The organism is Thermophilibacter provencensis (assembly GCF_030372065.1).
Classification (GTDB): Bacteria; Actinomycetota; Coriobacteriia; order Coriobacteriales; family Atopobiaceae; genus Thermophilibacter; species Thermophilibacter provencensis_A.
In genome coordinates this window covers 51,414-74,420 of the sequence record NZ_JAUDEA010000006.1, presented here as the reverse complement: position 1 = coordinate 74,420, position 23,007 = coordinate 51,414, and the positions used below count along the sequence as shown (strand labels likewise).

Below are 23,007 nucleotides of genomic sequence, written 5' to 3'. Positions count from 1 at the left end.
GTTCGTGGGTTCCGCGCCCTTAAAGTGACATGACGGCGCTTGATTGTGTCAAAGGCCGCAAACGCCCTCCATGAGGTTTCAGTATTTACGCCAGAGCGGGTGCGGAGGGCGTGGCATGGCGGGGCGCGGGCGCAGCTCGTCGAGACAAGGAGGAGAGCGTGTTCTGCCTACAGTGTGGGGCAAAGATAGCTGATGATGTGAGGTTCTGTCCGGAGTGCGGGGCCAAACAGCCGCGGCCGGGCGATTCCGACCAGGCAAGGCTGGGCCCTTCCGACACCGCGCCCTTCTCGACGCCCGTTCGTGACACGCATCGGGCCGATGAGTTTGGGGACGCAAGGTGGCTGCGGCGCGCTGGGGTGGCGGTTGCTGTCGTTGCCGTTGTTCTCGGGCTTGCCCTGGTGGTTCCCACGATCCTCAAGGGCGCGTTCTCGCAGCCCGCTGCCAGTGACGAGGGGGAAGAGCCGGTTGACGAGCAGGCTCGGCCGCTCGAGCACGTGGTGTTTGTTCCGTATGACGCACCGGCTGACGAGGACGCAACTGACGAGGACCCCTCCCAGCTGACGGGCGACGGCATCGTGCTGCTCAACTCGTTTGAGACCACGGGCAACTACAACGACGCAAGCCACGCCTTTGAGCTGTTCTCTCAGGCAGCTGGTCTGGGTGACGTGGAGGCAGAGTACTACCTGGGCTAATGCTACTTCTACGGCTGCGGAACCACCAAGGACTACGACCAAGCGTACGACCACTTCTTGTCCGCAGCCAACGAGGGGGACGTGCTTGCGCAGGCAATGGTCGGCAAATGCCTGTATAACGGCTATGGGACGACGCAGAACCACGAGGCCTGCTACGACTGGTTTGTCAAGGCGGCCGAGGAGGGCGTTCCCTCGGCAGAGAACGGCCTTGGCAACTGCTACAAGCACGGCTATGGCGTCGAGAAGGACCTCGACAAGATGATCTACTGGTATCAGCTCGCGGCAGACGCCGGCGAGGACAACGCCTTGGTCAACCTGGGCGCCTGCTACTACGATGGCCTGGGGGTCGAGCGGAACCTCGAGCGGGCCATCGAGCTGTACCATCGCTCGGCTGACCGGGGAAACTCCCTGGCTCAGCTCTACCTGGCGGAATGCTACCGCGACGGTGACGGGGTTCCCAGGGACTACGACCTTGCGCGCTATTACGCCGAGACGGCGGTCAACAACCCGCGCGACGAGCGAGGGCGCGACGATGCCCGGGCGCTTCTCGCCGGGCTCTAGGATGGCCCTGCGGTTGTCCGCACTAATTTGCGGACAACTGCGGGGTCGTCGGTCGGCCTCAATGGCATGTGCGCGGTTGTAGATTTGATTTTCTTCTTGTTGATGCGCTACCTGCGGTTTTATTGATGGGGGAGCCACACAGGGACCGCAACCGTGTACACACCCTCGTGGTGAGTCGGGTGGCTCCGAGCGAACGTTGAGAGAGGTTGAGGCTCTTGTACGAACGCCGTACGTACGATATACTGTACGTACGGCGTTCGTACAAGGAGGCTGAGATGGCTACGGTAACGCTCACGCGCATGGGTAACTCCGTTGGGGTGGCCATCCCCAAGGAGTTTCGTCGCCCGGGCTTTGAGCTTGGGGATAAGGTGACCATAGAGTATGACGGCGAGTCGCTTAGACTCACGCCCGTTCGCAAACCGATGACGCTGCAATCGCTTATGCGCGGCTACGAGGGCCCCGCACCGGAGCTTGTTGAGCTTGGCGCGCCTGTGGGGAGGGAGCTGTGGTAAACGAGGTTGCGTTCTGTGCGGGCGATGTTGTTGAGTTTGACTTCTCCCCCTCGGTGGGGCACGAGCCGCTTGGCAGGCGCCCCGGCCTGGTGGTGAGCAGCTTTGACTTTAACGCGGCAACTTCTATGGCGCTTATCTGTCCCATCACCACGCGCGACAACGGTTTTCCGCTGCACCTGGAGCTTCCGGAGCTTGATGGGTGCCATGGCTGGGTGGTGCTCGAGCAGCTTCGCTGCTTTGACCTCGCGGCGAGAAATGCCCGCATCGTTGCGAGCCTTGATCCCACAGGCGAGTTCATGACCAACGTACTCAGCGTGGTCAGGAGCTTCTTCTAGGCGACGTTTTCCGCCCTTGGGCAGCTACTCCATCGTGTGCGTGGAGAAGATCGGTTCGTCCTCCCACCAGACAACGTCGTTGCCCGGTGCCTCCAGGGTGGCCCGCACGTCAATGAGCCGCTGGTTGGAGGACCCGCGGAAGCGCAGCGTGATGTCGTGGAGCTCCTGCACAAAGGGCCCGTCCACCAGCACGTCGAGCGTGTCGAGCAGGCGGTCGGTCACGTCCCCCAGGTTCCAGGCACCTCCCGGTGCCAGCTGTTCCCACGTGTGTCCCGAGAAGAGCCAGATGGACTTGCTGTTCCCAAAGCGCTTGCGCACCGCCTCGAGAAACCCCACGAGTCCCTGCTGGTTCTCGGGCTCCATCGGCTCGCCGCCCAGGATGGTGAGGCCGTCCACGTACGGCACGTCCATCGAGTCCATGATCTTCTCGGCAACCTCTGCCGTGAAGGGCTCGCCGGCGTTGAAGTCCCACGCCTCCTCGTTGAAGCAGTTGGGGCAGTGCAGGCGGCACCCGGAGACAAAGAGGGTCGTGCGCACCCCCACGCCGTTGGCGATGTCGCAGTACTTGATGTTTGCGTAGTTCATGGAGTCCGGCTTTCGAGGTTGTGAGTACGAAAAGGCCCCGGTGACATGGAAACCAGCGGTCATCACGGGGCTTGCGCGATTAGTATACATCACCCTTTGTGGAGGTCTCGCTCGCCCGCGGCGCGCGCCGTCACAGCTCGCTCAAAGTCACGCTTTGGGCGAGAAAAGCGTGACTTTCGCTGAGTCAACCGTCGGGAAGAGCCGAAGGGCCGCAGCCGAGCCAAGGCCCGCGTGCCGTACCCCGAAAAGGCTCGCGGCGGACCCCAGGAGATGAGGTCCGCCGCGAGTTCTTTGCGCAGCAAAGCTGTTTGAGCGGCGGACCTCATCTCCTGGGGTCCGCCCGGAAGCCCTACAGGTGCAGCACGCGGTCCTTGATCTCCTCGGTGCGGCCCTGGTTCCAGAACTGGGTGCCGATGTAGCCGCAGGTCCTGCGGGCGACGTTCATCTTGGACTGGTCGCGGTTGCCGCAGTGCGGGCACTCCCAGACGAGCTTGCCGTCGTCTTCCACGATCTGGATCTCGCCGTCAAAGCCGCACACCTGGCAGTAGTCGCTCTTGGTGTTGAGCTCGGCGTACATGATGTGGTCGTAGATGTACTGCATGACGGAGATGACGGCCTCGAGGTTGTCCTGCATGTTGGGCACCTCGACGTAGGAGATGGCGCCGCCGGGGGAGAGGCGCTGGAACTCGGACTCAAAGCGCAGCTTGGTGAAGGCGTCGATCTCCTCGGTCACGTGGACGTGGTAGCTGTTGGTGATGTAGCCCTTGTCCGTGATGCCGGGGATGATGCCAAAGCGGCGCTGCAGGCACTTGGCGAACTTGTAGGTGGTGGACTCGAGCGGCGTGCCATAGAGCGAGTAGTCGATGTTCTCGGCGGCCTTCCACTCGGCGCACTTGTCGTTCATGCGCTGCATGACGGCGAGGGCAAACGGCGTGGCCTCCTTGTCGGTGTGGCTGTGACCGGTCATGGCCTTGACGCACTCGTAGAGGCCCGCGTAGCCGAGGGAGATGGTGGAGTAGCCGCCGTAGAGGAGCTTGTCGATCTTCTCGCCCTTCTTGAGGCGCGCGAGGGCGCCGTACTGCCAGAGGATCGGCGCGGCGTCGGAGGTGGTGCCGAGCAGGCGCTCGTGACGGCAGCGCAGGGCGCGGTGGCAGAGCTCCAGGCGCTCGTCGAAGATCTTCCAGAACTCGTCCATGCTGCGGTTGGCGGAGAGCGCCACGTCCACGAGGTTGATGGTCACGACGCCCTGGTTGAAGCGGCCGTAGTACTTGGGCTTGCCGGGCTCGTAGTTACCGGCGTTGGCCACGTTGTCAAAGCCGTTGCCCGAGCGGTCCGGCGTGAGGAAGGAGCGGCAGCCCATGCAGGTGTAGCAGTCGCCGTTGCCCTCGGTCTCGCCCTTGGAGAGCTTGTACTCCTTCATCTTCTTCTCGGAGATGTAGTCCGGCACCATGCGCTTGGCCGTGCACTTGGCCGCGAGCTTGGTGAGGTAGAAGTACGGGGTGCCCTCGGCGACGTTGTCCTCCTCGAGCACGTAGATGAGCTTGGGGAAGGCGGGGGTGATCCAGACGCCGGCCTCGTTCTTGACGCCCTGGTAGCGCTGCTTGAGCATCTCCTCGATGCACAGGGCCAGGTCGGCCTTCTCCTGCTCGTTCTTGGCCTCGTTGAGGTACATGAAGACCGTGATGAACGGCGCCTGGCCGTTGGTGGTCATGAGGGTGACCACCTGGTACTGGATGGTCTGGACGCCGCGGGAGACCTCCTCGCGCAGGCGCTTCTCGACGATCTCCGCAATCTTGGCCTCGCCGGGGTGAGCGTCGATGACCTCCATCTCGGCCTCCACCTGGCGGCGGATCTTCTTGCGGGAGACGTCCACAAAGGGCGCGAGGTGCGTGAGCGAGATGGACTGGCCGCCGTACTGGCAGGAGGCTACCTGCGCGATGATCTGCGTGGCGATGTTGCAGGCGGTGGAGAAGCTGTGCGGGCGCTCGATGAGGGTGCCGGAGATCACGGTGCCGTTCTGCAGCATGTCCTCGAGGTTGATGAGGTCGCAGTTGTGCATGTGCTGGGCAAAGTAGTCGGAGTCGTGGAAGTGGATGATGCCCTCGTTGTGGGCCTCTACGACCTCGGCGGGGAGCAGCTCGCGCATGGTGAGGTCCTTGGAGACCTCGCCGGCCATGTAGTCGCGCTGAACAGAGACGACGGTGGGGTTCTTGTTGGAGTTCTCCTGCTTGACCTCCTCGTTGTTGCACTCGATGAGGGCGAGGATCTTGTCGTCGGTGGTGTTCTTGTGGCGCTTCTGGTTCTGCACGTAGCGATAGATGATGTAGCGACGAGCGACCTCAAAGTGGTCGAGGGCCATGAGCTGGTCCTCCACGAGGTCCTGGACCTCCTCGACGGTGACGGTGTGGCCGGCCTCCATGCACTCGTCCGTGACGTTCAGGGAGGCGAACTTGATCTCGCGCTCGGTGAGGCGCTCGCTGGCGGGCACCTCGTTGTTGGCAGCGCGGATGGCGTTCTCGATCTTGGAGATGTCGAAGGTGACCTCCGAGCCGTTGCGCTTGATGATTTTCATGTGTGTCCGACCCCTTTTCCGCCAAAAGGCACGTTTGCCCACGTGCCCGCCCGTGTTTGTCATCTGGATGCGCCCGCTTGTGCGCAAGAATAACTATGGCACAACTGGTTGTGGTTTGTGGTGACAAAATACACTAGATATTGTTGATAACGTGGTGAAATGCGTGTTGATAAGCCATATCGGCGCAGGTAGTTTCAAAGCGTCGGGATAATAGCTTTTTCTCAATTGCCCGTTGACGAATGTGTGGGTGGCGTGGGGGTTTCGGCGGATGGTTGAGGCTCCGGAAAAATGCCCCCGCCATTGTGGCGAGAAGAGCTTCCTGCAGCGCCGAGAAAACCCGCCCGCTGTGCCTCGGCAGGGGCCGCCCCTCCCGCTCACGCGCCGAGAAAACCCGGCCGCTGTACCAGTTTTAGCAAATGATGCCGAGAGAAGCGGCCCTCTGTACCAGCGGCGGGCGAGAAGTGCGGGCGCGGTTGGTACACGCCTTCGCATTTCTCGGCGGGCAGGCACGTTGACTGGTACAGAGGGCGGACTTTCTCGGCAGGGGCGGCATGGGGCGTGTACACTCGCTGTCTTTTCTCGGCATCACTTTGAGACGGTGGTACAGACCGTCGGTTTTCTCGGCGCCTTGTTGGGAAAGTGGTACAGCCCCTGGGTTTTCTCGGCACGTCGGCATCGCGCGGCGACAGGCGCGCGCCCAAGGTTTCCACATGGGCACAGCTCGGCGCCTGCGGCGCTGCGAGCGCTACAGTGGGTACCAAAACCGCTTGAAAGGAGCGAACGTGGAGTTCTCTAAGCGACTCGACCTCTTTGGCGACGAGGTGTTTGCCGCGCTCAACGCGCGCCGGCGCGAGCTTGAGGCGGCGGGCAGGCGGGTGTACGACCTCTCCGTGGGCACGCCGGACTTCGAGCCCGCCCCGCACGTGGTCGAGGCCCTGCGAGCGAGTGCCGCGGACCCGGTCAACTGGAGGTACTCGCTTCACGATAAGGACGAGCTGCTCGCCGCCGTCTGCGCTTACTACGCCGAGCGCTATGGCGTGGAGGGCATCACGCCGGACATGGTCATGAGTTGCCGCGGAACGCAGGAGGGCCTCGTCCACGTGTGTTCCGCGCTCGTGGACGCGGGTGACGTGGCCCTCGTGCCCGACCCGTGCTACCCGGTCTTTCAGAACGCGACGCTGCTCGCCGGCGCCCGCCCGCACTACTACCGGCTCACCGCCGAGCACGACTTCCTGCCGCACCTGGCTGACGTGTCCGCCGAGGTGGCGGACGCGGCCAAGTACCTCATCGTCTCCCTGCCGGCAAACCCCGTGGGCTCGGTGGGAACGCCGGAGGTCTACGAGGAGGTCATCGCCTTCGCGCGCGAGCACGACCTCATCGTCATCCATGACAACGCGTACTCCGACATCGTCTTCGACGGCCCCGCGGGCGGCTCGTTCCTCTCGTACCCCGGGGCGCTTGACGTGGGCGTGGAGTTCCTCTCGCTCTCAAAGTCCTTCAACGTCACCGGCGCGCGCCTGTCCTTCCTGGTGGGCCGCCCGGACGTGGTGGCTGCCGCGCGCAAGCTCCGCAGCCAGATCGACTTTGGCATGTTCTACCCCGAGCAGGACGCCGCCATCGCAGCGCTCACCGGCCCGCGCGACCAGGTGGAGCGCCAGCGCCTGCTCTACCAGGGGCGCCGTGACGCCCTCTGCGATGGTCTGGAGTCGATAGGCTGGGAGCGCCCCAACGCGCACGGCTCCATGTTCGTATGGGCCAAGCTTCCCGGTGGGCGCACGGACTCGGCGGCCTTTGTGCTCGAGCTCATGGAGCGTGCGGGCGTGATCGTGACGCCAGGGTCGAGCTTTGGCCCGTCGGGGGAGGGCTACGTGCGCATGGCGCTCGTCATGCCGCCCGAGCAGCTGCGCGAGGTCGTTGCGGCCATCGGCGCCGCGGGCATCTAGTCTGTGTCCACTTTGTACCGGGTACATTTTGGACATGTGCCGGGTTCGCTCTGGACACGTGGAGAAGGGGAGACTCATGAACGCTCTTGAGTTCCAGGATCTGGTGGCGTCCTCCAGGACGTATCGTCGCTTCAGCGACCAGCGCGTGGGCTCGACGGTCCTCACCGGCCTCGTTGACGCGGCGCGGCTTGCCCCCTGCGGCAACAACATGCAGGTGCTGCGCTTTCGCGTGGTGGGCGAGAAGGACGCGTGCGACGCGGTCTTCCCTCACCTGCGCTGGGCCGCCCTCTACAAGGACTGGGACGGTCCCGCCGAGGGCGAGCGCCCGCACGGCTACGTGGTGATCTGCGTGCCGGAGGGCCTTAAGGGAAACGCGATCCGCCTCATCGACGTGGGCATTGCCGCCCAGACGATGGCACTTGCCGCCGCGGCGCGCGGGCTGGGGTGCTGCATGCTGCGCAGCTTTGATGCCGGCCTTGCCGACGAGCTCGACCTTCCCGACGGTCTGGTGCCCGCGCTCGTGCTCGCTATAGGCGGCCACGGCGAGCGGGTGGTCCTCGAGGGGCCGGACACCGAGCACGGCCTCACGTACTGGCGCGAGCCGGACGGGACCCACTGCGTGCCCAAGCTGCGGCTCGAGGATCTTCTCGTCTAGCGCGCATCCCGTGTCCACCTTGTACCCAGTACAAGGTGGACACGGGGCATGGGCAGGTCTAGCGCACGAGCTCGACCACCGCGTCAAAGGGCACGGTGCTCGCCTCGATGGCGTCGCGCCCGCCAAAGACGCAGATGCCGCGCGGGACGCTCTCGTCGGCGAGAACCGTCGCGAGCGCGCGCACGTTATCGGCCGTGGCGGCCAGCTCCTCGGCGCGAACGACGTCGCGCCAGCCGGGCTCCTTGCCGCCAAAGCGCGCAACGTCCTGGCGCCGCGCCATCTGGCGGGGCTTGACGGGCGCGTCGTGGGAGGCCACGGTGGCCACGACGTAGCCCTCGAGCTCCTCGTCCGTGCCGTCCCACGCTGCCAGCCACGCGGCGGCGCCGTCGTAGCGCGCGAGCGTGGCGTCAATGGAGGGGTCGCGGAAGCTCCAGAACGCGCTCAGCCGCTCGCTCGTGCGCCTGAAGCCGCAGCCATAGGCGCCACCCTTCACGCGCACCTCGTTCCACAGATAGTCATAGGAGAGCGGGCGCGTGGCGACCTGCCAGCACCCGATGGTGCCCGCGTCACGCCCGCTGCGGCCGCTGGCGCGCACGACGTAGCACACGTCCGAGGGGATGACGAAGGCCTCGTTTCTCGGGCTGGGCGTGGGGACCGAGAGGCGGTGCTCGGCGCCCCCGGTGACGGGTAGAGCGAGCGTGCCGCCCGCGGCCCAGAAGCGCTCGCGGTCATCCGGGGAGCCGGTGAAGCTCACCAGCACATCGTCGGCCGTGAAGACGCGCGCCGCAAGCTCGGAGAGGCGCGCGGGCAGCTCGGTCGAGCGCTCCTCCCAGTTGCCGAGAAGATCGCGCAGGAAGAGATAGTACTCGAGCCCCGCCATCGCGCTCGAGGCCACGGCGGCGGACGAGAAGTACGCGTTGGCGCGCGCCGCGGCGGCCGTGTGACCCGAGCTCACAAAGTACTGCTCGAGGGCGACCCTGCGCTGCGTGAGGATGTCGCGCATGCGGGCGAGGTCGTCGAAGCGGGTCTTGCCCCACACCTCGGCGGGCAGCGTGGCGAGCGCGTCGACCTTCTCGCTGAGGGCCGAGGCGCCAACGACGAGCGCGGGCGCGGCATAGGCGAGGTCCTCGTCGCGCGCGTAGGTCTCCGTGAAGAAGTCGAGCCCGCCGAGGTTGGTCTCGACGAGGGTGTCGAGGTCGGAGGCGGGGTGGAGCTCCGTGTCCAGCTTGCCCAGAAGGTCGCTCAGGAGCCCCACGTAGGGGAGGTCCGAGAACTCAAGGCGGCGCAGATCAAAGTAGTGGTAGACGTAGGCGATGCCGTGGGTGTCCAGCTCATGCGCCGTGCAGGGCAGCGGCGCCTCCGCCTCGAGCGCCTCGGGCTCGGGCGCGGGCGGCTCCACGTCGGCGATGCCAAGGCGCGGCAGCGCGGCGAGGGCCTCGGGCGAGTCCGGCGCCTCCTGCTCGGCGCGCAGCGCGGCTACCTCCGCACGAACGGCCTCCACGTCCTTCTCGCTCATGCCCGCGCGCAGGCGCTCGAGCTCGGCCGCCTCCTCTGCGGCGTCACCCGTCTCGGAGGGGACGAGCTCGACCTCGGCGCTGTGCGCGCTCTCGCAGACGAGCTCGCGCAGCAGCCGCTCGAAGAGGCCGTCGTCAAGCCCGCGCTTGAGCTCGGCGAGCGCGTCCTCGTAGCGCAGGTAGTCGAGGGGGCGCTCGTCGTCGTAGAGCCAGCTCGACATGGCGGCTATGGAGAGCGCGATGCCGTCCGGGTAGCCGCCGAAGTCGCCCTCGCGCAGGTTGAACTCTGCCTGGGCGAGCGACGCCTCGAGCTTGTCGCGCGGGATGCCGCCCTCGGCGAGCTCGGCGCAGGTGGACTCAACGAGTGAACGGAACTTCTCGCCCGCGCCCGGCCTGAGGCCGCGGAGCATCAGGAGCGCCTGGGGCTGGAGCACCCCGTCGACGAGCATGGCCGAGAAGTCGTCAGCGATGCCCGCGTCGAGAACGGCGCGCTTGAGCGGGGCCTCGTTGGAGCCGCAGAGGGCGTCGAGCAGCACGTCCACGGCGAGCACGCGCGCGCGGTCCGCCGCGGTGCCCAGAACGTAGGAGAGGGCGATCGACGAGTTGCTCGGCGCCGTTGCCATCTCGATCGTGACGCGCGGGGCGCGGACGGGCGCCTGGAGGGCGAGCGGGTTGGGGGCGCCGGCCTCGTGTGCGGTGGCCTCGCGGAAGCGCTCGTCGATGAGGGCGAGCTCGCGGTCTATGTTGAGGTCGCCGTAGAGGATGGTGTAGCTGTTGGCGAGCGCGTAGTGGTGCGCATGGGTGTCGAGGAAGGCCTCGTAGGTGAGGCTCGGGATGGCGCGCGGGTTGCCGCCGGACTCGTGCCCGTAGGCGGTGTCGGGGAAGAGCTGGCGACAGACCTCCTGGTAGAGGCGGTCCTCAGGGTCGGAGAGCGCGCCCTTCATCTCGTTGAAGACCACGCCGTTGTAGGAGAGCGCGCCCGACTCGTCCGCCTCGAGGTGCCAGCCCTCCTGCTCAAAGATGCGCGGGCGGTGATAGATCGCCGGGTGCAGGACCGCGTCAAGGTACACGCCCATGAGGTTCTCGAGGTCGGCCACATTGGTGGAGGCCACGGGGTACATGGTCTTGTCGGGGAAGGTCATGGCGTTGAGGAAGGTCTGCATGCTCGTCTTGAGCAGGTTGACAAAGGGCTCCTTCACCGGGTAGCGGTCGGAGCCGCACAGCACCGAGTGCTCGAGGATGTGAAAGACGCCCGTGTCGTCCACCGGTGGCGTCTTGAACGCGATGGAGAAGGAGCGGTTGGTGTCAGCGCAGGCAAGCCACAGCATGCGCGCGCCCGTGGCATCGTGGCGCATGAGGTAGGCGGTGCCGGAGATCTCGCGGACGGCCTCGACGCGCGTGACGGTGAAGCCCGCGTGGGCGGTGCCCACGGCAAGGGCGGGATTGGGGGTGGCAAAGCGGTTCTTCTTGGTCATGGGTCCTCCAGAGACGCGGTTTCACGAGAAGAGGATAGCGCATTGGCCGGGGCGCCCCGTCGTCCTACGATGCCGAGAAAACCCGGCCGCTGTACCAGATTTGAGGAAGCGCGCCGAGAAAACCCGGCTGCTGTACCAGGTGGGGCCGAGAAAACCGACCCTCTGTACCTCCTGTGGAGTCGCCGGCGTCACAGAGGCCGGCATTTCTCGGCATCTGATTCCGGGCATTGGTACAGCGGCGGGTTTTTCTCGGTGCATCCTCGCGAGGATGGTACAGAGGACGACTTTTCTCGGCGTCTGGTGTCCCGCGTGGGCGGTGCGTGGTAGGCTATCGCGGGCAAATCCTACGGGGGAGGGAAAGCGTGGCCAAGAAGAGCGAGCTTACCGAGAAGGACCTGGAGCGCCGGCGCCGCGTGAGGCGCGGCATCGTGGCCACGCTCGTCGGGGGCATCTTCTGGGGCCTCAACGGCACCGTCTCAAAGTGGCTCATGGACGCCTATGCCATCGACCCGCTCTGGCTCGTCTGCCTGCGCGAGCTCTCCGCGTGCTGGCTCTTCCTCGCCGCGGCGGCGCTGACGGCGCGCGGGCGCGAGCAGCTCGCCGGCGTGTGGAGAAGTCCGCGCGACCTTCTCGCCATCCTGGGCGTGAGCCTGGGCGCGATTCTCTTCTCCCAGGTTGCCTACCTCGAGGCCATCGACTGGACCAACTCTGCCACGGCAACGATCATGCAGAGCCTGGGCATGGTGCTCGTGCTCGTCTACGTGTGCGTCAAGATGGCGCGTCGCCCGCGCAGGCGCGAGCTGCTGGGCGTGGCGCTGGCGCTCGTGGGAACCTATCTCGTGGCAACGGGAGGCAACCCCGGGCAGCTGAGCCTCCCGCCCGAGGGCCTCTTCTGGGGGCTTGCATGCGCCGCGGCAGCCGCCTGTCTCTCGATCCTGCCCGCTGCTCCCATGGCGCGCTGGGGCAACTTCACGGTGAACGGCCTCGCGTTTCTCTGCTCGGGCCTCATCCTCACCGTGGTCTACCGGCCGTGGGAGCACATGCCCGCGCTCGACGGCGTGGCCGTCTGCGTGCTCGCGCTCTGCGTCGTGGTGGGAACCTTTGGCGCCTATGCGCTCTACCTGCAGGGCGTGAAGGACGCCGGCTCCATGCGCGCGAGCCTGCTCGGCACCATCGAGCCGGTGACGGCCACGGTGGCCACGGTCGTGTGGCTGGCAACGCCCTTCTCGATGGCTGAGATCGTGGGCTTTGCCCTCATCATCGCAATGGTCTACCTCACGGCGTAGCGCTCGGCGCAAGGCGGGCGCCAAAAAAGCCCCCACCAGGCGGTGGGGGCAAGGCCTAGATGCTCTCCATGTACGCGAGGACGCTCGAGTACCAGGCGTCCGCGTTGGGCGGGCAGTACATCTGGGCGCCGGCGTAGGTGAGGTGCCCGCCGTATCCCGAGGCCAGGCCGGCAACGTGGGCGTAGATGGCCTCCTCCCAGCTGCCCCAGCTCGAGCTGCCCCAGCCCCAGGCGTTGTGGGGCCTAAAGCAGACGCGGCCGCCGCCGCTCTCCACCATGGAGATGGCGGGGGAGAAGCGCGGGTCGCAGCCGTAGTCCCAGGCGGCGGAGGCAAAGGTCGTTCCCTGCCCGGCAAGCGGCGTGCCGGCAAGAAACGCGTCGATGCGCGCGGCCCAGCTGGAGACGAAGGACTCCTTGTCGGAGCTCCAGTCGACGGTTCCGGGGTCGGTGGTCTCAGGCACCTCGATCGGGGCCTGCTCGCCTGACTCGGTGGTGAAGGTGGGGGGCTCGGCCTGGTCCTCGCTGGAGTCCTGGTCGGCGTCCTGGTCCTGGCTGACACCCTGATCCTGGTTGTCGCGACCCTGCTCCTGCTGCGCCGCCTTGGCCGCCTCGATCGCGGCGCGGCGCGCGGCCTCCTCGGCGGCGGCCTGGGCGGCGATCTCCTCTTCGAGTCTCTGGCGGGCGGCAATGGCCTCATCAAGCGCCGTCTGCGCACCGGCGCGCTCCTCCTCGGCCTGCTTCATCTGCAGCGTGAGGGTGGAGCGGGTCTGCGCGAGCTCGGTGGAGAGCGAGACAAGCTCGTTCACGGCCTCGCTGTTGTGGCTCTGGATTACGTCGAGGTACTGAATCGTGGTGAGCAGCTCGTAGAAGTCGTCGGCAGAGAGAAGCAGCTCGACGATTCCGCCCGAGGTCTGCTGCATCTTGTAGAGCAGGCGCATCGAGTCCGCCGCCTGCTCGCGAACGCCGGGGAGCTGCTGCTCAATCTCGGCCACGCGCTGCTCGTTCTCGTCAATCTGCCCCTGGAGCTCGTCCACGCGCGCAACGGCCTCGTCATAGGTAACGGTGCTCTCGCTGATCTCTTCCTGGAGCTGCTTGAGCTCGTCGGCGGGCGCGGCGTGCGCCACCTGGGGAAGGGCGGCAAGCCCAAGTGCGGCGGCGAGGGCTGCGGCCGCAAGAACGCCACAGCGCCGGTGAGCGCGCGAGTGTGTTGCTGTCGTATCGATCGTTGACCTCCGCGACCGGGTGGTCCCGCACCACGAGCGGGCTTTCGTCACACAAGCTCCTTAATAATACGACGGGGCTCCCATCCCCACGGTTCCTACATGACTCGCCCCGCTTCCGTCGGGGGCGGGGCGGGGCGAGCTGAGCTCAGATGCCGTTGGCGCGGGCTGCGGCCGTGGCGCTACTTGATGATGAGGGTGTCACACTCCGTGTTGCGCGTGAGGAACGTCGAGATGGACCCCAGGATGGCGTACTTGATGGAGGAGAGGCCTCGCGCCCCGCAGATTACGAGGTCCGGCTCGATGACGTCGAGCATCTCGTCCTTTATGGTCTCGCGGATGCGTCCGGCCCTCACGATGACCTCGACCTTCTTGATGTTGGGGTTTGCCTCGGCGGCGCGCACCTTCCCCTCGACGGACTCGCGGAAGGCCTTCTCGAGGGAGGGGACTATGTCAACCGGGAAGGTGCCCGCCGCCTCCAGGGCCGTCGAGTCGATGACGTGGCCGATGTAGAGCTCGGCGTTGTCATTGGCGGCCATCACGATGGCGCGGTCGAGAACCTTGTCCTGCTGGTCGGACCCGTCCAGGGAGACGAAGATCTTGTCGTAGCCGAGGTCTTGGTAGGAGGTTGTGGTTTCGGCCATGGTGGGCTCCCTTCACGTTCCGCAGACGATTTTCGCGGGCTGTGTCTCTTATGCCCCACGAGCCGCGAAGTTGCGGTTTTTCTCGCCAAACGGCATAGTTTTTCGGTGGGGGCCCGCGCTTTGGGCCCTGCCCGCACGCCCACGGGGCGATGATAAGACGGTTTGCGCACCCGAGGAGGAAACATGGACTTCATCGAACTCGTCAAGGCGGCCGTCTTTGGCATCGTCGAGGGCATCACCGAGTGGCTGCCCATCTCGTCTACCGGGCACATGCTGCTCCTGAATCAGTTTCTCACCATGAACGTCTCCAAGGACTTCTGGAACATGTTCCTCGTGGTGATTCAGCTCGGCGCCATTCTCGCCGTGTGCGTGATGTTCTTCCACCGTCTGAACCCGTTCTCCCCGAGCAAGAGCCGCGGCGAGAAGCGCGACACGTGGCTGCTGTGGGCCAAGACCATCGTGGCCTGCATTCCCGCGGCCGTCATCGGCATCCCCATCGACGACTGGATGGAGGCCAACCTTGGGAGCCCCTTCGTCATCGCTGCCGCGCTCATCGTCTACGGCATCGCCTTCATCGTGATCGAGACCGTGCGCGAGCGCCGCGCCGACCGTGCGCTCGAGGAGACGCGGGGCGGCAGGCACTTCTCCGCCGCGCCGTCCGGGCAGCTCACGCGCTCCGAGCTTGCCGACGCCGACGCCCGCGTGCAGACCCTGGAGGAGCTCGACTGGAAGACCGCCATCGGCATCGGCCTCTTCCAGGTGCTCTCCATCGTCCCGGGCACCTCGCGCTCCGGCTCCACGATCATCGGCGGCCTCATCCTCGGCTGCAAGCGCACCGTGGTGGCCGAGTTCACGTTCTTCCTCGCCATCCCCGTCATGGTTGGCGCGAGCGGCCTGCGTTTGGTGAAGTTCTTTCTTGCGGGCAACGCGCTCGCCGGCACCGAGGCGGCCATCCTCGGCGTGGGATGCCTCGTGGCGTTTGTCGTCTCGCTCGTTGTGATCAAGTTCCTCATGGAGTTCGTACGCCGTCACGACTTCAAGCCGTTCGGCTGGTACCGCATCGTGCTGGGCGTCGCCGTGATCGCCTGGTTTGCCCTTCACTAGGGAGTGGTTGGCATGAGAAGGGGACTTCTGGGGCTGGCGCTCGCCTGCGCCCTGCTTGCGGGATGTGGCCTGGCGCTGCCAACGGTGGCGCGCGCCGCCGAGGAGGGCGTTGCCTCCACGTGGCTGGCCGCAGACCAGCCCGAGCTCGTGGCCCCCTCGGCGTTTCTCGTTGAGTCGTCAACGGGCACGGTCCTTCTTGACAAGGAGGCGGACGCCCGCCGCGAGCCCGCGTCCACCACAAAGGTCATGACCGCGCTGCTCACGATCGAGAACCTCGACCTCGACGCGCAGGTGAGCGTTGAGGAGGCGGACTTTGACGAGGTCACCGAGGACAGCTCGGTGGCGGGCCTTGTGGCGGGGGAGACCCTCACCGTGCGCGACCTTCTCGCCTGCCTGATGCTGCCCTCCGGAAACGACGCCTCCTACGTGCTGGCCCGAGCCGTGGCCGGCGACTGGCGGACGTTCGTGGACATGATGAACGAGAGGGCCGCGGAGCTGGGCTGCACGGGCACGCACTTTGCCAACCCCTGCGGCCTGCATGACGACGCTCACTACACCACGGCGCGCGACCTCGCCACGATCTTCTCCGCCGCGATGGCGTACCCGGAGTTTGTTGAGGTTGCCGGGGCTGCAACGTGGGACCTTCCCGCCACCTCGGGCAACCCCGCGCGAACCCTCACCAACTCCAACCTTCTCATCAACCCCATGAGCTCGCTCTACATGGACGGCGCGGTGGCGGCCGGCAAGACCGGGACCACCGGGGACGCCGGACGCTGCCTGGTGGTTGCCGCCTCGGGCGAGGACATCAACGTGATCGGCGTGGTGCTCGGCGTGCCGTTCGAGGACGTTGACGAGGAGGGCGTGGGCCAGAACTTCTATGACATGAGGAACCTGGTTGAGTGGGGGCTCAGCGCCTGGCGGACCGGCGCGATCGTGAGCCCGGGGGACGCCCTGGGGACCGCTGACGTCACGCTCTCCGACGAGGGCGACACCGTCCAGGCGCTGGCCGCGGGCGGGGCCTCGGGCACGGTGCCGCGCGAGATGACGTTCGAGGACCTCACGCTCACCCCTGCATGGGAGGGGACGGACCCCGAGACCGGGGCGTTCCAGGCGCCGATTGAGGAGGGTCAGGCGCTCGGCACGGTTGACGTCTCGCTGGGGGAGGAGTCGTTCGGCACTCTTCCCGTGGTGGCCGCGCGCTCCCTGGAGCTCTCAATCCCCGCGTACGTGATGTGGTGGCTCTCCGACCCAGTTCATGCCGGCATCGTCGTGGGATCCTTTGTGGGCCTCTGCCTAGTTGTGGGGCTTATCGGCAGCTGGGCTTCTCGCCGCCGCAAGCGTAGCCGCGCCGTGGGGTCAAGGCACCTCAGGTTGTAGGCCCTTCTTGCCCGCGCGCTGGTCGTTGGGTGGCCGCTGGCTGGTTGCCGACGCCAGTTGGCGGCTGGCCATCGGTTGACTTCCAGCTGCCGGTTGGTTGCCGGGCACCGATTGGCTGCCGGCTACCGGATGGCTGCCGTCCACCGGCCACCGGCCACCGATTGATTCAATTATTATGCTTCACTTCAGGAAGTTTTGCGTGAACGAGTCCTCCTGCGCTGCCGCGGGGTGCTCTTCCGGGACCTTTTGGCTGGTTTTGGGCAACATCTTTGATGTTGCGGCACCCCTGCCGCCCTTGTAGGGCGCGCCGAGAAGAACCTCGACCACGTTTGCGCAGGTCGTTCTTCTCGCCGAGAGAAAAGTTGGCGTGCGCCGGGGCACCAACATAAAAGTTGTTGCCCAAAACCGGCCGAACTGTCCCGGGTGGGACTGCCATGCGGGTTTGGGCGGGGCGGCCATGCGGGTTCGGGCGCGACCGCCTAGAAGAGCAGCAGCGCGAGAAGCGCCAGCGCGGCGAGAAACGCCACGTTCGCGATGGTGAATCGGACCAGGTAGCGCCCTGCGGCGTCGGGCTCGGACTCGACGACCTGCTTGTAGGAGATGAGGCTCGCCATCGAGGCGATGAGGGTGCCCAGACCGCCGAGGTTGGTGCCCACGATGAGCGCCGGCCATGCCGAGGTAAAGCCGGAGAGCAGCAGCGCCGCGGGAACGTTGGAGACCACCTGGCTCGCCGCGACGGAGACGGCGAGCTCGTTGCCGCCCACGAGCGAGGCGAGCAGGTCGTTCACCGCGCCCATGCGCCCGACGTTGCCCACAAAGACGAAGAAGACCACAAAGGTGAGGAGCAGGCCAAAGTCCACCTCGGCAAGCGCCCCCCGGTCAATGATTAGCGCCGCGATCGCAACGACGGGCACGAGCAGAGCCACGGGAACCACGCGGACCACGGCGAGCAGGCTGAGCGCAAAGAGCGCCGCCCACGGGGCGAGCGCGCGGCGGCGAATGCGCGCCTCCTGGGGCGCGAGGTCCTTCTCGCCGGCCGCGTCCGAGAGGGGAAGGCCGCGGTGGCGCGCCCCGTAGAGGAGCACGCTCGCCACGAGCAGGCCGCCCGAGACCGCGGCATAGGGCAGCATGAGGAGCAGGAACTCGCCCACGCCCATGCCCGAGGCGGAGAAGAGATAGAGGTTCTGCGGGTTGCCAATGGGCGTGAGCATGCTGCCGAGGTTGGCGGCGATGGTCATCATGACCACGGTGAAGACCGAGGTGCCCCCGAGACCCAGCATGCGCAGGACGAGCAGGGCAAACGGCACGAAGGCGATGAGCGAGACGTCGTTGGTGACGAGCATGCTCGCCACGAAGGGAAGAAGCACGAGCGCCATGATGGCCCCCGTGCCGGAGTGGGTCCGCGCGAGCAGCGCCCGGCCGGCGGCGGTGAAGACGCCCGCGCGGGTGAGGCCCGCCATCACGGTCATGAGGCTGAAGAGCAGGCCGAGGGTGCGAAAGTCAACGTAGCCCGCATAGCCGGCGTCCGGTGGGACGAGCGCGCACGATGCGACGGCAAGAACGGCGGCGATGGCGAGGACGGGGTCGCGACGGACGATCTGCCGCGCGCGGGGCACGATGGCGGTGACGGACTGTGACATGCTCTTCTCCTTGGGTTTTGGCCGCCACAGTGTAGCGAACATTGTGGTTCAATGCTTGCCTGACCAGAGAACGTACGGAGGACCGGTGATGACGCGCATACTCTTTGTCTGCCACGGCAACATCTGCCGCTCGACGATGGCCCAGTTTGTGATGGAGGACCTCGTGCGACGCGCGGGGCGCGAGGGCGAGTTTGTGATTGACTCGGCGGCGACGAGCTCCGAGGAGCTTGGCAACCCGCCGCACCACGGTACCGTGGCAAAGCTGCGTGCCGAGGGCGTCCCCGTGGGGCGTCACCGTGCCCGGCGCGTGCGACACGACGAGTACAAAAGCTGGGACCACATCGTCTACATGGACGCGGAGAACGCCTGGGGCCTCTCGCGCATCCTCGGTGCGGACCCGGACGGCAAGGTGAGCCGCCTTCTTGACTGGACGGGCCGCGGGCGCGACGTGGCGGACCCCTGGTACACCGGTGACTTTGACGCCACGTACCAAGACGTGCTCGCCGGCTGCGAGGCGCTGCTCGCCGCGCTGTAGGCGCGGCCGCTGGAAAGGAGCGCACATGGGCGAGAAGAACGGTCTTCGGGCGCTGGCCCGCGCTTGCGCGGGCCTGGGTGCCACCGCGCTCGTGGGCAGGCTGATGCCGGCGGTGCTCGGTCCGCAGAGAGACTTGGGCTCCGAGGAGCTCGGGCCGTATCTGGGCGGGGGCGGTGACGTGCGCGTGCGCGAGATGTCGCCGGGGCTGACTGAGCACGAGGGCGGGGTCCTCGAGTGGGACCGCGCCGAGGAGGCGGACCGCACCTGGCGCTGGCTCCACGGGCAGTCGGTCGCCATCGAGGACGTCTTTGCGACCTCCGACGATGGCACGCGCCTCGCCGGCCACGTGCTCGCGTGCTGTCCGGGCTCCCCGCGCTGGCTCGTCTTTGCCCACGGCTATCACGACAACTGGCGCGCCGGCCTCACCTACGCGCGGCGCTTCGCCGAGGCCGGGTACAACCTGCTCTTCTGTGACCTTCGCGCGCATGGGGCGAGCGGCGGCGACTGGGTCGGCTGCGGCTGGCTCGACCGGCGTGACCTCGTGGCATGGAGCCACTGGGTGCTTGGCAGGGCAGGGGAGGGCGCGCGCATTGCGCTGATGGGCATCTCGATGGGCGCGGCGTCGTGCCTCATGGCCTCGGGCGAGCAGGACCTCCCCTCGCAGGTCCGCGCCTGCGTGGCGGACTCGGGCTACTCCGACTTCTGGCGCACGGCGGAAAACGTGGTGTCCACGGGCTCGCTCGGAACGCCGCCCGTTGCGGCGCACCCGCTGCTCGACGTGGCGCGGCGGCGCCTGATGCGTGCGCCCGGCGGCTACGACTTGCGGGCCGCCCGTCCCGTTGAGGCGCTCGCGCGCACGCGGGTGCCGGTGCTGCTGCTTCACGGCGAGGGTGATCGCGTGGTGCCGGTTGAGATGGCCCACGAGCTCGCTGGTACGGGCACGGGCCATGAGCTCGTGGCCTTTCCGGGCGCCGGGCACTGCTGCGCGGTCTTTGCCGACCCGGAGCGCTACTGGGACGCCGTCCTCGGCTTCGTGTGCCGCTGGACGTAGGGGCGCACGTTCTTCTCGCCTGTCCTTAAAAACGAGGCTGCGGCACGCGACCCCCTCCTAAAGTCCTGAAAATCGAACCTGTGGCACGCAGAGGCCCCCCATCTTTGCCACGACCTCATTTTTCAGGACTTTTGAGGGCCGCTCCATGCCATGGGTCCATTTTTCAGGACGCGCGACAAGAGGGGCGTGCCGCAGCCTCGATTTTCTGGACTGCCACTGGGTGGTGCCGTTCACCATGCCCAATTTGTAGTAGGAATATCACGGGCACTTTGAGCGCAACTATTGGCCGAGTTGCGCTGTTCAGGCTCGTGACCTGCGGTTTCGATATTCCGTGCCCTCGGATAATAGTTGTTTCAGCGAAATAGTTGCTACCGTTAACCGACGAATAGTTACCGCTGACAACTATCTGATTGTGCCGTTAATAGTTAATAACGACAATCATTTTCAGCGAGAGTCAAGCTACGGCAAATCAGCGACGAAAGGACACCCAAGATGAGATACCTGCTCCTGGTCAGCCACGGAACCTTTGCCCCCGGCCTCCACAGCGTGCTCGACATGCTGGTGGGAAAGCGCGACGACATCTTGAGCTGCAGCCTTCGCGACGGCGAGGGCGCCGACCAGTTTGTTGCCGAGCTCGAGGAGGTCATCGCCCCCATTACCCTGAACGACCGCGTGATCGTCCTCGGCGACCTCATCGGCGGCTCGCCGCTCACTAACGCGCTCAACACGCTTGCCGCCCACGGGCTTCTCGCCCAGGCGCGCGCCTTTGGCGGGATGAACCTCCCCATGGCGCTCACGGCGGCGTTTGACCTCCAGTCCGATGACGAGGACGCCCTGTGCGCCTCGATGCTCTCTGAGGGCCAGGCGGCCATGAGCGAGATGGCACTCGACCTTGGTTCCGACGAGGAGGACGAGGACCTCTAGCCCGCATGACGCAAGGACGGCGGGTTCGCCCGCCATTGGATAGCAACACGAGTAAGGAGAAGAACATGGCAGTTTCGTTTGTCCGCATCGACGACCGCATGATCCACGGTCAGACCGTCACCCGTTGGGCCCTCGAGTACCCCTGCGACGGCATCATCGCCGTCAACGACGCCGCGGCGTCGAACCCCGTCCTCAAGAGCGCCTACAAGAGCGCCGCTCCGGACAAGAAGACCTTCGTGTGGACGATGGATCACTTCAAGGAGAAGGCGCAGACCGTCCGCGACTCCAAGACCCGCTACTTCCTCATCACCAAGAACCCCGTCGACATGGCCGAGATTCTCGTGAACTTTGGCTTTGTTCCCGATGACGTCAAGACCGTCATCGTAGGGCCCTGCAACGACCGTCCCGGCACCACCAAGATTGGCAACAACCAGTCGATCACCCAGGAGGAGGCCGAGGCGCTCGAGGCCATCTCCAAGAAGGGCTATACCGTCGACTTCCGCCTGATCCCCGACAAGGAGACCGGCACCTGGGACAAGTTCCGCGGTCAGTTTGGGTTCTAGCCCAGCCTCTCATGTTGCTTCGTGGCGGCACGTCCCGGGATGCCGCCGCTTCGGCAATCATAATGTCCCTAGGGGACAGCTCACGGAAAGGTGGTAAGCAATGGTTATTAACGTGTTCCAGGCGGCACTGCTGGGACTGTTCGCCTGCCTGGCGTCGATGCCCGGCCTCGGCGGCACGTCCATCGGCAACTACACGCTCGGGCGCCCGCTCGTCGCCGGCCTCATCGTCGGCATCATCCTGGGCGACATGACCCTCGGCATCATCGTGGGCATGGCCATCCAGGTGGTCTACATCGCGCTCGTCACCCCCGGCGGCACCGTCTCCGCCGATGTCCGCGCCGCGTGCTACATCGGCATCCCGCTCGCCATGATGGCGGTCAAGGCCCAGGGCCTCGACCCCAACTCCGCCGACGCCGCCGCCCTCGCCACGACCCTCGGCGCCACCTGCGGCACCCTCGGCGCCATCCTCTTCTACGGCACCGCCACCATCAACCTCGCCTGGCAGGGCATGGGCTGGAAGTGGCTCGAGAAGGGCGACACCCACAAGCTCTACCTCGTGGACATGGTCCTGCCCTGGATCTCCCACATCGTCTGCTCCTTCATTCCCACGTTCGTCATCGTGTACTTTGGCCAGGACATGGTGAGCTTCATCATGAACAGCCTGCCCATGGACGGCCTGCCCATGAAGACGCTCTTCGCGCTCGGCTCGCTTCTGCCCTGCGTCGGTATCGCGATCCTGCTCAAGCAGGTGATTGCCAAGCCCACCGACTTCCTGACCTTCTTCTTCGGCTTCACGCTCGCCGCGGTCATGGGCTGCAACCTCATCGCCGCCTCCGCGATCGCCTGCTTCTTCGCGCTCATCAACTTCCAGATCTCCACGCTCAAGAACCGTCCCGTGGTCGCCGCCGCATCCGGCGAGCTCACCTCGGCCGACGACGAGGAAGAGGAGGACATCTAATGGCTGACACCACCGCCAAGGGAGGCAAGAAGGTCTCCAAGAGGGCCCTCGCCAAGTCCTTCCGCAACTGGTACTACGGCAACCTCACGTGCTTCTCGCAGGAGCACATGCAGACCTTCGGCTACCTGGTCTCCATGCTGCCGATCGTCGAGGACCTCTACGACAAGAAGGAGGACCAGCAGAAGGCCCTCACCACCTACTCGGCGTTCTTCAACACCGAGCCGCAGATCGGCTCCATGATCGTCGGCGTGACCGTGGGCCTCGAGGAGGCGCGCGCCAACGGCGAGGCCATCGACGACGAGACCATCAACGGCATCCGCGCCGGTCTCATGGGTCCGCTCGCCGGCATCGGCGACTCCCTGATTGTCGGCACGCTCATCCCGATCCTGCTCGGCATCGCGATGGGCCTCTCCGAGGGTGGCAGCCCGCTCGGCGCCATCTTCTACATCGTGGTGTGGAACCTGCTCGCCTACTTCGGCATGCGCCTTGCGTACTATCGTGGCTACGACCTCGGCGGCGCCGCGGTCGAGGCCCTCGTCGGCCCCAACGCCACCGCGCTGCGCGACGCCATCGTGATGGTCGGCACCATGGTCATCGGCGCCGTCTGCGCCACCTGGGTCTCCATCTCCACGTCGCTGCAGCTCCCCGGCGGCGGCACGCTCCAGGGCACGCTCGACGGCATCTACCCCAAGCTGCTGCCCCTGGGCTTCACGATCCTGTGCTGGTGGCTCATGACCAAGAAGAAGGTCAGCCCCATCGTCACGATGCTGATCCTGCTCGTCATCGCCTTCGTCGGCGCCGCCGTGGGCTTCTTCGGTGCCGCCACGATCGCGGCCCCGACCGCCTAGTCACGTCCGTACCG

General features: G+C 66.1%; 21 protein-coding genes and 2 pseudogenes. 17 read left to right on the top strand and 6 right to left on the bottom strand.

The features are described 5' to 3' along the window. Positions 1-110: 110 nt before the first annotated feature. From QUW25_RS09985 to QUW25_RS05315, 6 genes and pseudogenes are all read left to right on the top strand, one after another. Positions 111-221, top strand: a pseudogene (locus tag QUW25_RS09985) (zinc-ribbon domain-containing protein); the annotation flags it as partial. Positions 222-356: 135 nt separating this feature from the next. Further along, positions 357-692: a hypothetical protein gene (locus tag QUW25_RS05330; protein WP_289511184.1), complete on the top strand. Its 336-nt coding sequence runs from the start codon at positions 357-359 to the stop codon at positions 690-692. A gap of 12 nt (positions 693-704) precedes the next feature. Continuing rightward, positions 705-761, top strand: a pseudogene (locus tag QUW25_RS09980) (hypothetical protein); the annotation flags it as partial. Between the two features lie 12 nt (positions 762-773). After that, positions 774-1,253: a tetratricopeptide repeat protein gene (locus QUW25_RS05325; protein ID WP_289511183.1), complete on the top strand. Its 480-nt coding sequence runs from the start codon at positions 774-776 to the stop codon at positions 1,251-1,253. A 275-nt stretch (positions 1,254-1,528) separates the two neighbouring features. Then, the gene (locus tag QUW25_RS05320) at positions 1,529-1,765 is read left to right on the top strand and encodes an AbrB/MazE/SpoVT family DNA-binding domain-containing protein (protein ID WP_289511182.1); all 237 of its coding nucleotides are present in this window, start codon (positions 1,529-1,531) and stop codon (positions 1,763-1,765) included. After that, positions 1,759-2,100, top strand: a complete 342-nt coding sequence (locus QUW25_RS05315) for a type II toxin-antitoxin system PemK/MazF family toxin (RefSeq protein WP_289511181.1) — start codon at positions 1,759-1,761, stop codon at positions 2,098-2,100. Before QUW25_RS05320 ends, QUW25_RS05315 begins: the two co-directional genes overlap by 7 nt. 24 nt (positions 2,101-2,124) lie before the next feature. On the opposite strand, the gene nrdG is transcribed toward QUW25_RS05315, so the two are convergent. Together nrdG and nrdD are read right to left on the bottom strand one after the other, a co-directional pair. Next, a complete protein-coding gene (gene nrdG, locus QUW25_RS05310; RefSeq protein WP_289511180.1) occupies positions 2,125-2,685 on the bottom strand; it encodes an anaerobic ribonucleoside-triphosphate reductase activating protein in 561 nt (186 codons plus the stop codon). 349 nt (positions 2,686-3,034) lie between these two features. After that, entirely contained in the window at positions 3,035-5,257 is a 2,223-nt protein-coding gene (gene nrdD / locus QUW25_RS05305) for an anaerobic ribonucleoside-triphosphate reductase (RefSeq protein WP_289511179.1), read from the bottom strand. Between the two features lie 782 nt (positions 5,258-6,039). Between nrdD and QUW25_RS05300 the strand changes: the two genes are divergently transcribed. Together QUW25_RS05300 and QUW25_RS05295 are read left to right on the top strand one after the other, a co-directional pair. After that, complete coding sequence (locus QUW25_RS05300; RefSeq protein WP_289511178.1) at positions 6,040-7,200, top strand: pyridoxal phosphate-dependent aminotransferase; 1,161 nt, start codon at positions 6,040-6,042, stop codon at positions 7,198-7,200. Between the two features lie 76 nt (positions 7,201-7,276). Further along, on the top strand, positions 7,277-7,855 hold the full coding sequence (locus QUW25_RS05295; RefSeq protein ID WP_289511177.1) for a nitroreductase family protein: 579 nt from the start codon (positions 7,277-7,279) through the stop codon (positions 7,853-7,855). A 58-nt stretch (positions 7,856-7,913) separates the two neighbouring features. Here QUW25_RS05295 and QUW25_RS05290 read toward each other — a convergent pair whose 3' ends face one another. Next, a complete protein-coding gene (locus QUW25_RS05290; RefSeq protein WP_289511176.1) occupies positions 7,914-10,844 on the bottom strand; it encodes an insulinase family protein in 2,931 nt (976 codons plus the stop codon). A 362-nt stretch (positions 10,845-11,206) separates the two neighbouring features. Between QUW25_RS05290 and QUW25_RS05285 the strand changes: the two genes are divergently transcribed. Beyond that, entirely contained in the window at positions 11,207-12,130 is a 924-nt protein-coding gene (locus tag QUW25_RS05285; RefSeq protein WP_289511175.1) for a DMT family transporter, read from the top strand. A gap of 55 nt (positions 12,131-12,185) precedes the next feature. Here QUW25_RS05285 and QUW25_RS05280 read toward each other — a convergent pair whose 3' ends face one another. Further along, the gene (locus tag QUW25_RS05280) at positions 12,186-13,403 is read right to left on the bottom strand and encodes a coiled-coil domain-containing protein (protein ID WP_289511174.1); all 1,218 of its coding nucleotides are present in this window, start codon (positions 13,401-13,403) and stop codon (positions 12,186-12,188) included. A 128-nt stretch (positions 13,404-13,531) separates the two neighbouring features. Further along, a complete protein-coding gene (locus tag QUW25_RS05275) occupies positions 13,532-13,993 on the bottom strand; it encodes a universal stress protein (protein ID WP_289511173.1) in 462 nt (153 codons plus the stop codon). A gap of 183 nt (positions 13,994-14,176) precedes the next feature. On the opposite strand from QUW25_RS05275, the gene QUW25_RS05270 reads away from it, so the two are divergent. Next, positions 14,177-15,097, top strand: a complete 921-nt coding sequence (locus tag QUW25_RS05270; RefSeq protein ID WP_289511172.1) for an undecaprenyl-diphosphate phosphatase — start codon at positions 14,177-14,179, stop codon at positions 15,095-15,097. A gap of 12 nt (positions 15,098-15,109) precedes the next feature. Next, positions 15,110-16,474, top strand: coding sequence for a D-alanyl-D-alanine carboxypeptidase family protein (locus QUW25_RS05265; RefSeq protein ID WP_289511171.1), 1,365 nt, complete (start codon positions 15,110-15,112; stop codon positions 16,472-16,474). A 479-nt stretch (positions 16,475-16,953) separates the two neighbouring features. On the opposite strand, the gene QUW25_RS05260 is transcribed toward QUW25_RS05265, so the two are convergent. Next, on the bottom strand, positions 16,954-18,114 hold the full coding sequence (locus tag QUW25_RS05260) for an SLC13 family permease (protein ID WP_289511170.1): 1,161 nt from the start codon (positions 18,112-18,114) through the stop codon (positions 16,954-16,956). An 88-nt stretch (positions 18,115-18,202) separates the two neighbouring features. Here QUW25_RS05260 and QUW25_RS05255 point away from each other — a divergent pair, with 88 nt between their 5' ends. The 6 genes from QUW25_RS05255 to QUW25_RS05230 all read left to right on the top strand — a co-directional run bounded on the left by QUW25_RS05255 (position 18,203) and on the right by QUW25_RS05230 (position 22,993). Beyond that, positions 18,203-18,649, top strand: coding sequence for a low molecular weight protein-tyrosine-phosphatase (locus QUW25_RS05255; protein ID WP_289511169.1), 447 nt, complete (start codon positions 18,203-18,205; stop codon positions 18,647-18,649). 25 nt (positions 18,650-18,674) lie between these two features. Next, on the top strand, positions 18,675-19,700 hold the full coding sequence (locus QUW25_RS05250; RefSeq protein ID WP_289511168.1) for an alpha/beta hydrolase: 1,026 nt from the start codon (positions 18,675-18,677) through the stop codon (positions 19,698-19,700). 492 nt (positions 19,701-20,192) lie between these two features. After that, positions 20,193-20,624 carry a PTS sugar transporter subunit IIA gene (locus tag QUW25_RS05245; protein WP_289511167.1) on the top strand — a complete coding sequence of 144 codons (432 nt, stop codon included), beginning with the start codon at positions 20,193-20,195 and terminating at the stop codon, positions 20,622-20,624. A gap of 65 nt (positions 20,625-20,689) precedes the next feature. Next, complete coding sequence (locus QUW25_RS05240; RefSeq protein ID WP_289511166.1) at positions 20,690-21,187, top strand: PTS system mannose/fructose/N-acetylgalactosamine-transporter subunit IIB; 498 nt, start codon at positions 20,690-20,692, stop codon at positions 21,185-21,187. Positions 21,188-21,287: 100 nt separating this feature from the next. After that, positions 21,288-22,145 (top strand): PTS mannose/fructose/sorbose/N-acetylgalactosamine transporter subunit IIC, encoded by an 858-nt coding sequence (locus tag QUW25_RS05235; RefSeq protein ID WP_289511165.1) that lies wholly within the window; start codon positions 21,288-21,290, stop codon positions 22,143-22,145. After that, complete coding sequence (locus tag QUW25_RS05230; RefSeq protein ID WP_289511164.1) at positions 22,145-22,993, top strand: PTS system mannose/fructose/sorbose family transporter subunit IID; 849 nt, start codon at positions 22,145-22,147, stop codon at positions 22,991-22,993. The genes QUW25_RS05235 and QUW25_RS05230 overlap by 1 nt, the downstream gene beginning before the upstream one ends. The last annotated feature ends 14 nt before the right edge of the window (positions 22,994-23,007 follow it).

What these genes read in the sequence shown, in the direction of transcription:
- QUW25_RS05255 (WP_289511169.1), top strand. Translation starts at nt 18,203, where the DNA reads ATGACGCGCATACTCTTTGTCTGCCACGGCAACATCTGCCGCTCGACG.
- QUW25_RS05275 (WP_289511173.1), bottom strand. Translation starts at nt 13,993, where the DNA reads ATGGCCGAAACCACAACCTCCTACCAAGACCTCGGCTACGACAAGATC.
- QUW25_RS05320 (WP_289511182.1), top strand. Translation starts at nt 1,529, where the DNA reads ATGGCTACGGTAACGCTCACGCGCATGGGTAACTCCGTTGGGGTGGCC.
- nrdD (WP_289511179.1), bottom strand. Translation starts at nt 5,257, where the DNA reads ATGAAAATCATCAAGCGCAACGGCTCGGAGGTCACCTTCGACATCTCC.
- QUW25_RS05245 (WP_289511167.1), top strand. Translation starts at nt 20,193, where the DNA reads ATGAGATACCTGCTCCTGGTCAGCCACGGAACCTTTGCCCCCGGCCTC.
- QUW25_RS05240 (WP_289511166.1), top strand. Translation starts at nt 20,690, where the DNA reads ATGGCAGTTTCGTTTGTCCGCATCGACGACCGCATGATCCACGGTCAG.
- QUW25_RS05235 (WP_289511165.1), top strand. Translation starts at nt 21,288, where the DNA reads ATGGTTATTAACGTGTTCCAGGCGGCACTGCTGGGACTGTTCGCCTGC.
- QUW25_RS05265 (WP_289511171.1), top strand. Translation starts at nt 15,110, where the DNA reads ATGAGAAGGGGACTTCTGGGGCTGGCGCTCGCCTGCGCCCTGCTTGCG.
- nrdG (WP_289511180.1), bottom strand. Translation starts at nt 2,685, where the DNA reads ATGAACTACGCAAACATCAAGTACTGCGACATCGCCAACGGCGTGGGG.
- QUW25_RS05270 (WP_289511172.1), top strand. Translation starts at nt 14,177, where the DNA reads ATGGACTTCATCGAACTCGTCAAGGCGGCCGTCTTTGGCATCGTCGAG.
- QUW25_RS05250 (WP_289511168.1), top strand. Translation starts at nt 18,675, where the DNA reads ATGGGCGAGAAGAACGGTCTTCGGGCGCTGGCCCGCGCTTGCGCGGGC.
- QUW25_RS05260 (WP_289511170.1), bottom strand. Translation starts at nt 18,114, where the DNA reads ATGTCACAGTCCGTCACCGCCATCGTGCCCCGCGCGCGGCAGATCGTC.
- QUW25_RS05230 (WP_289511164.1), top strand. Translation starts at nt 22,145, where the DNA reads ATGGCTGACACCACCGCCAAGGGAGGCAAGAAGGTCTCCAAGAGGGCC.
- QUW25_RS05295 (WP_289511177.1), top strand. Translation starts at nt 7,277, where the DNA reads ATGAACGCTCTTGAGTTCCAGGATCTGGTGGCGTCCTCCAGGACGTAT.
- QUW25_RS05290 (WP_289511176.1), bottom strand. Translation starts at nt 10,844, where the DNA reads ATGACCAAGAAGAACCGCTTTGCCACCCCCAATCCCGCCCTTGCCGTG.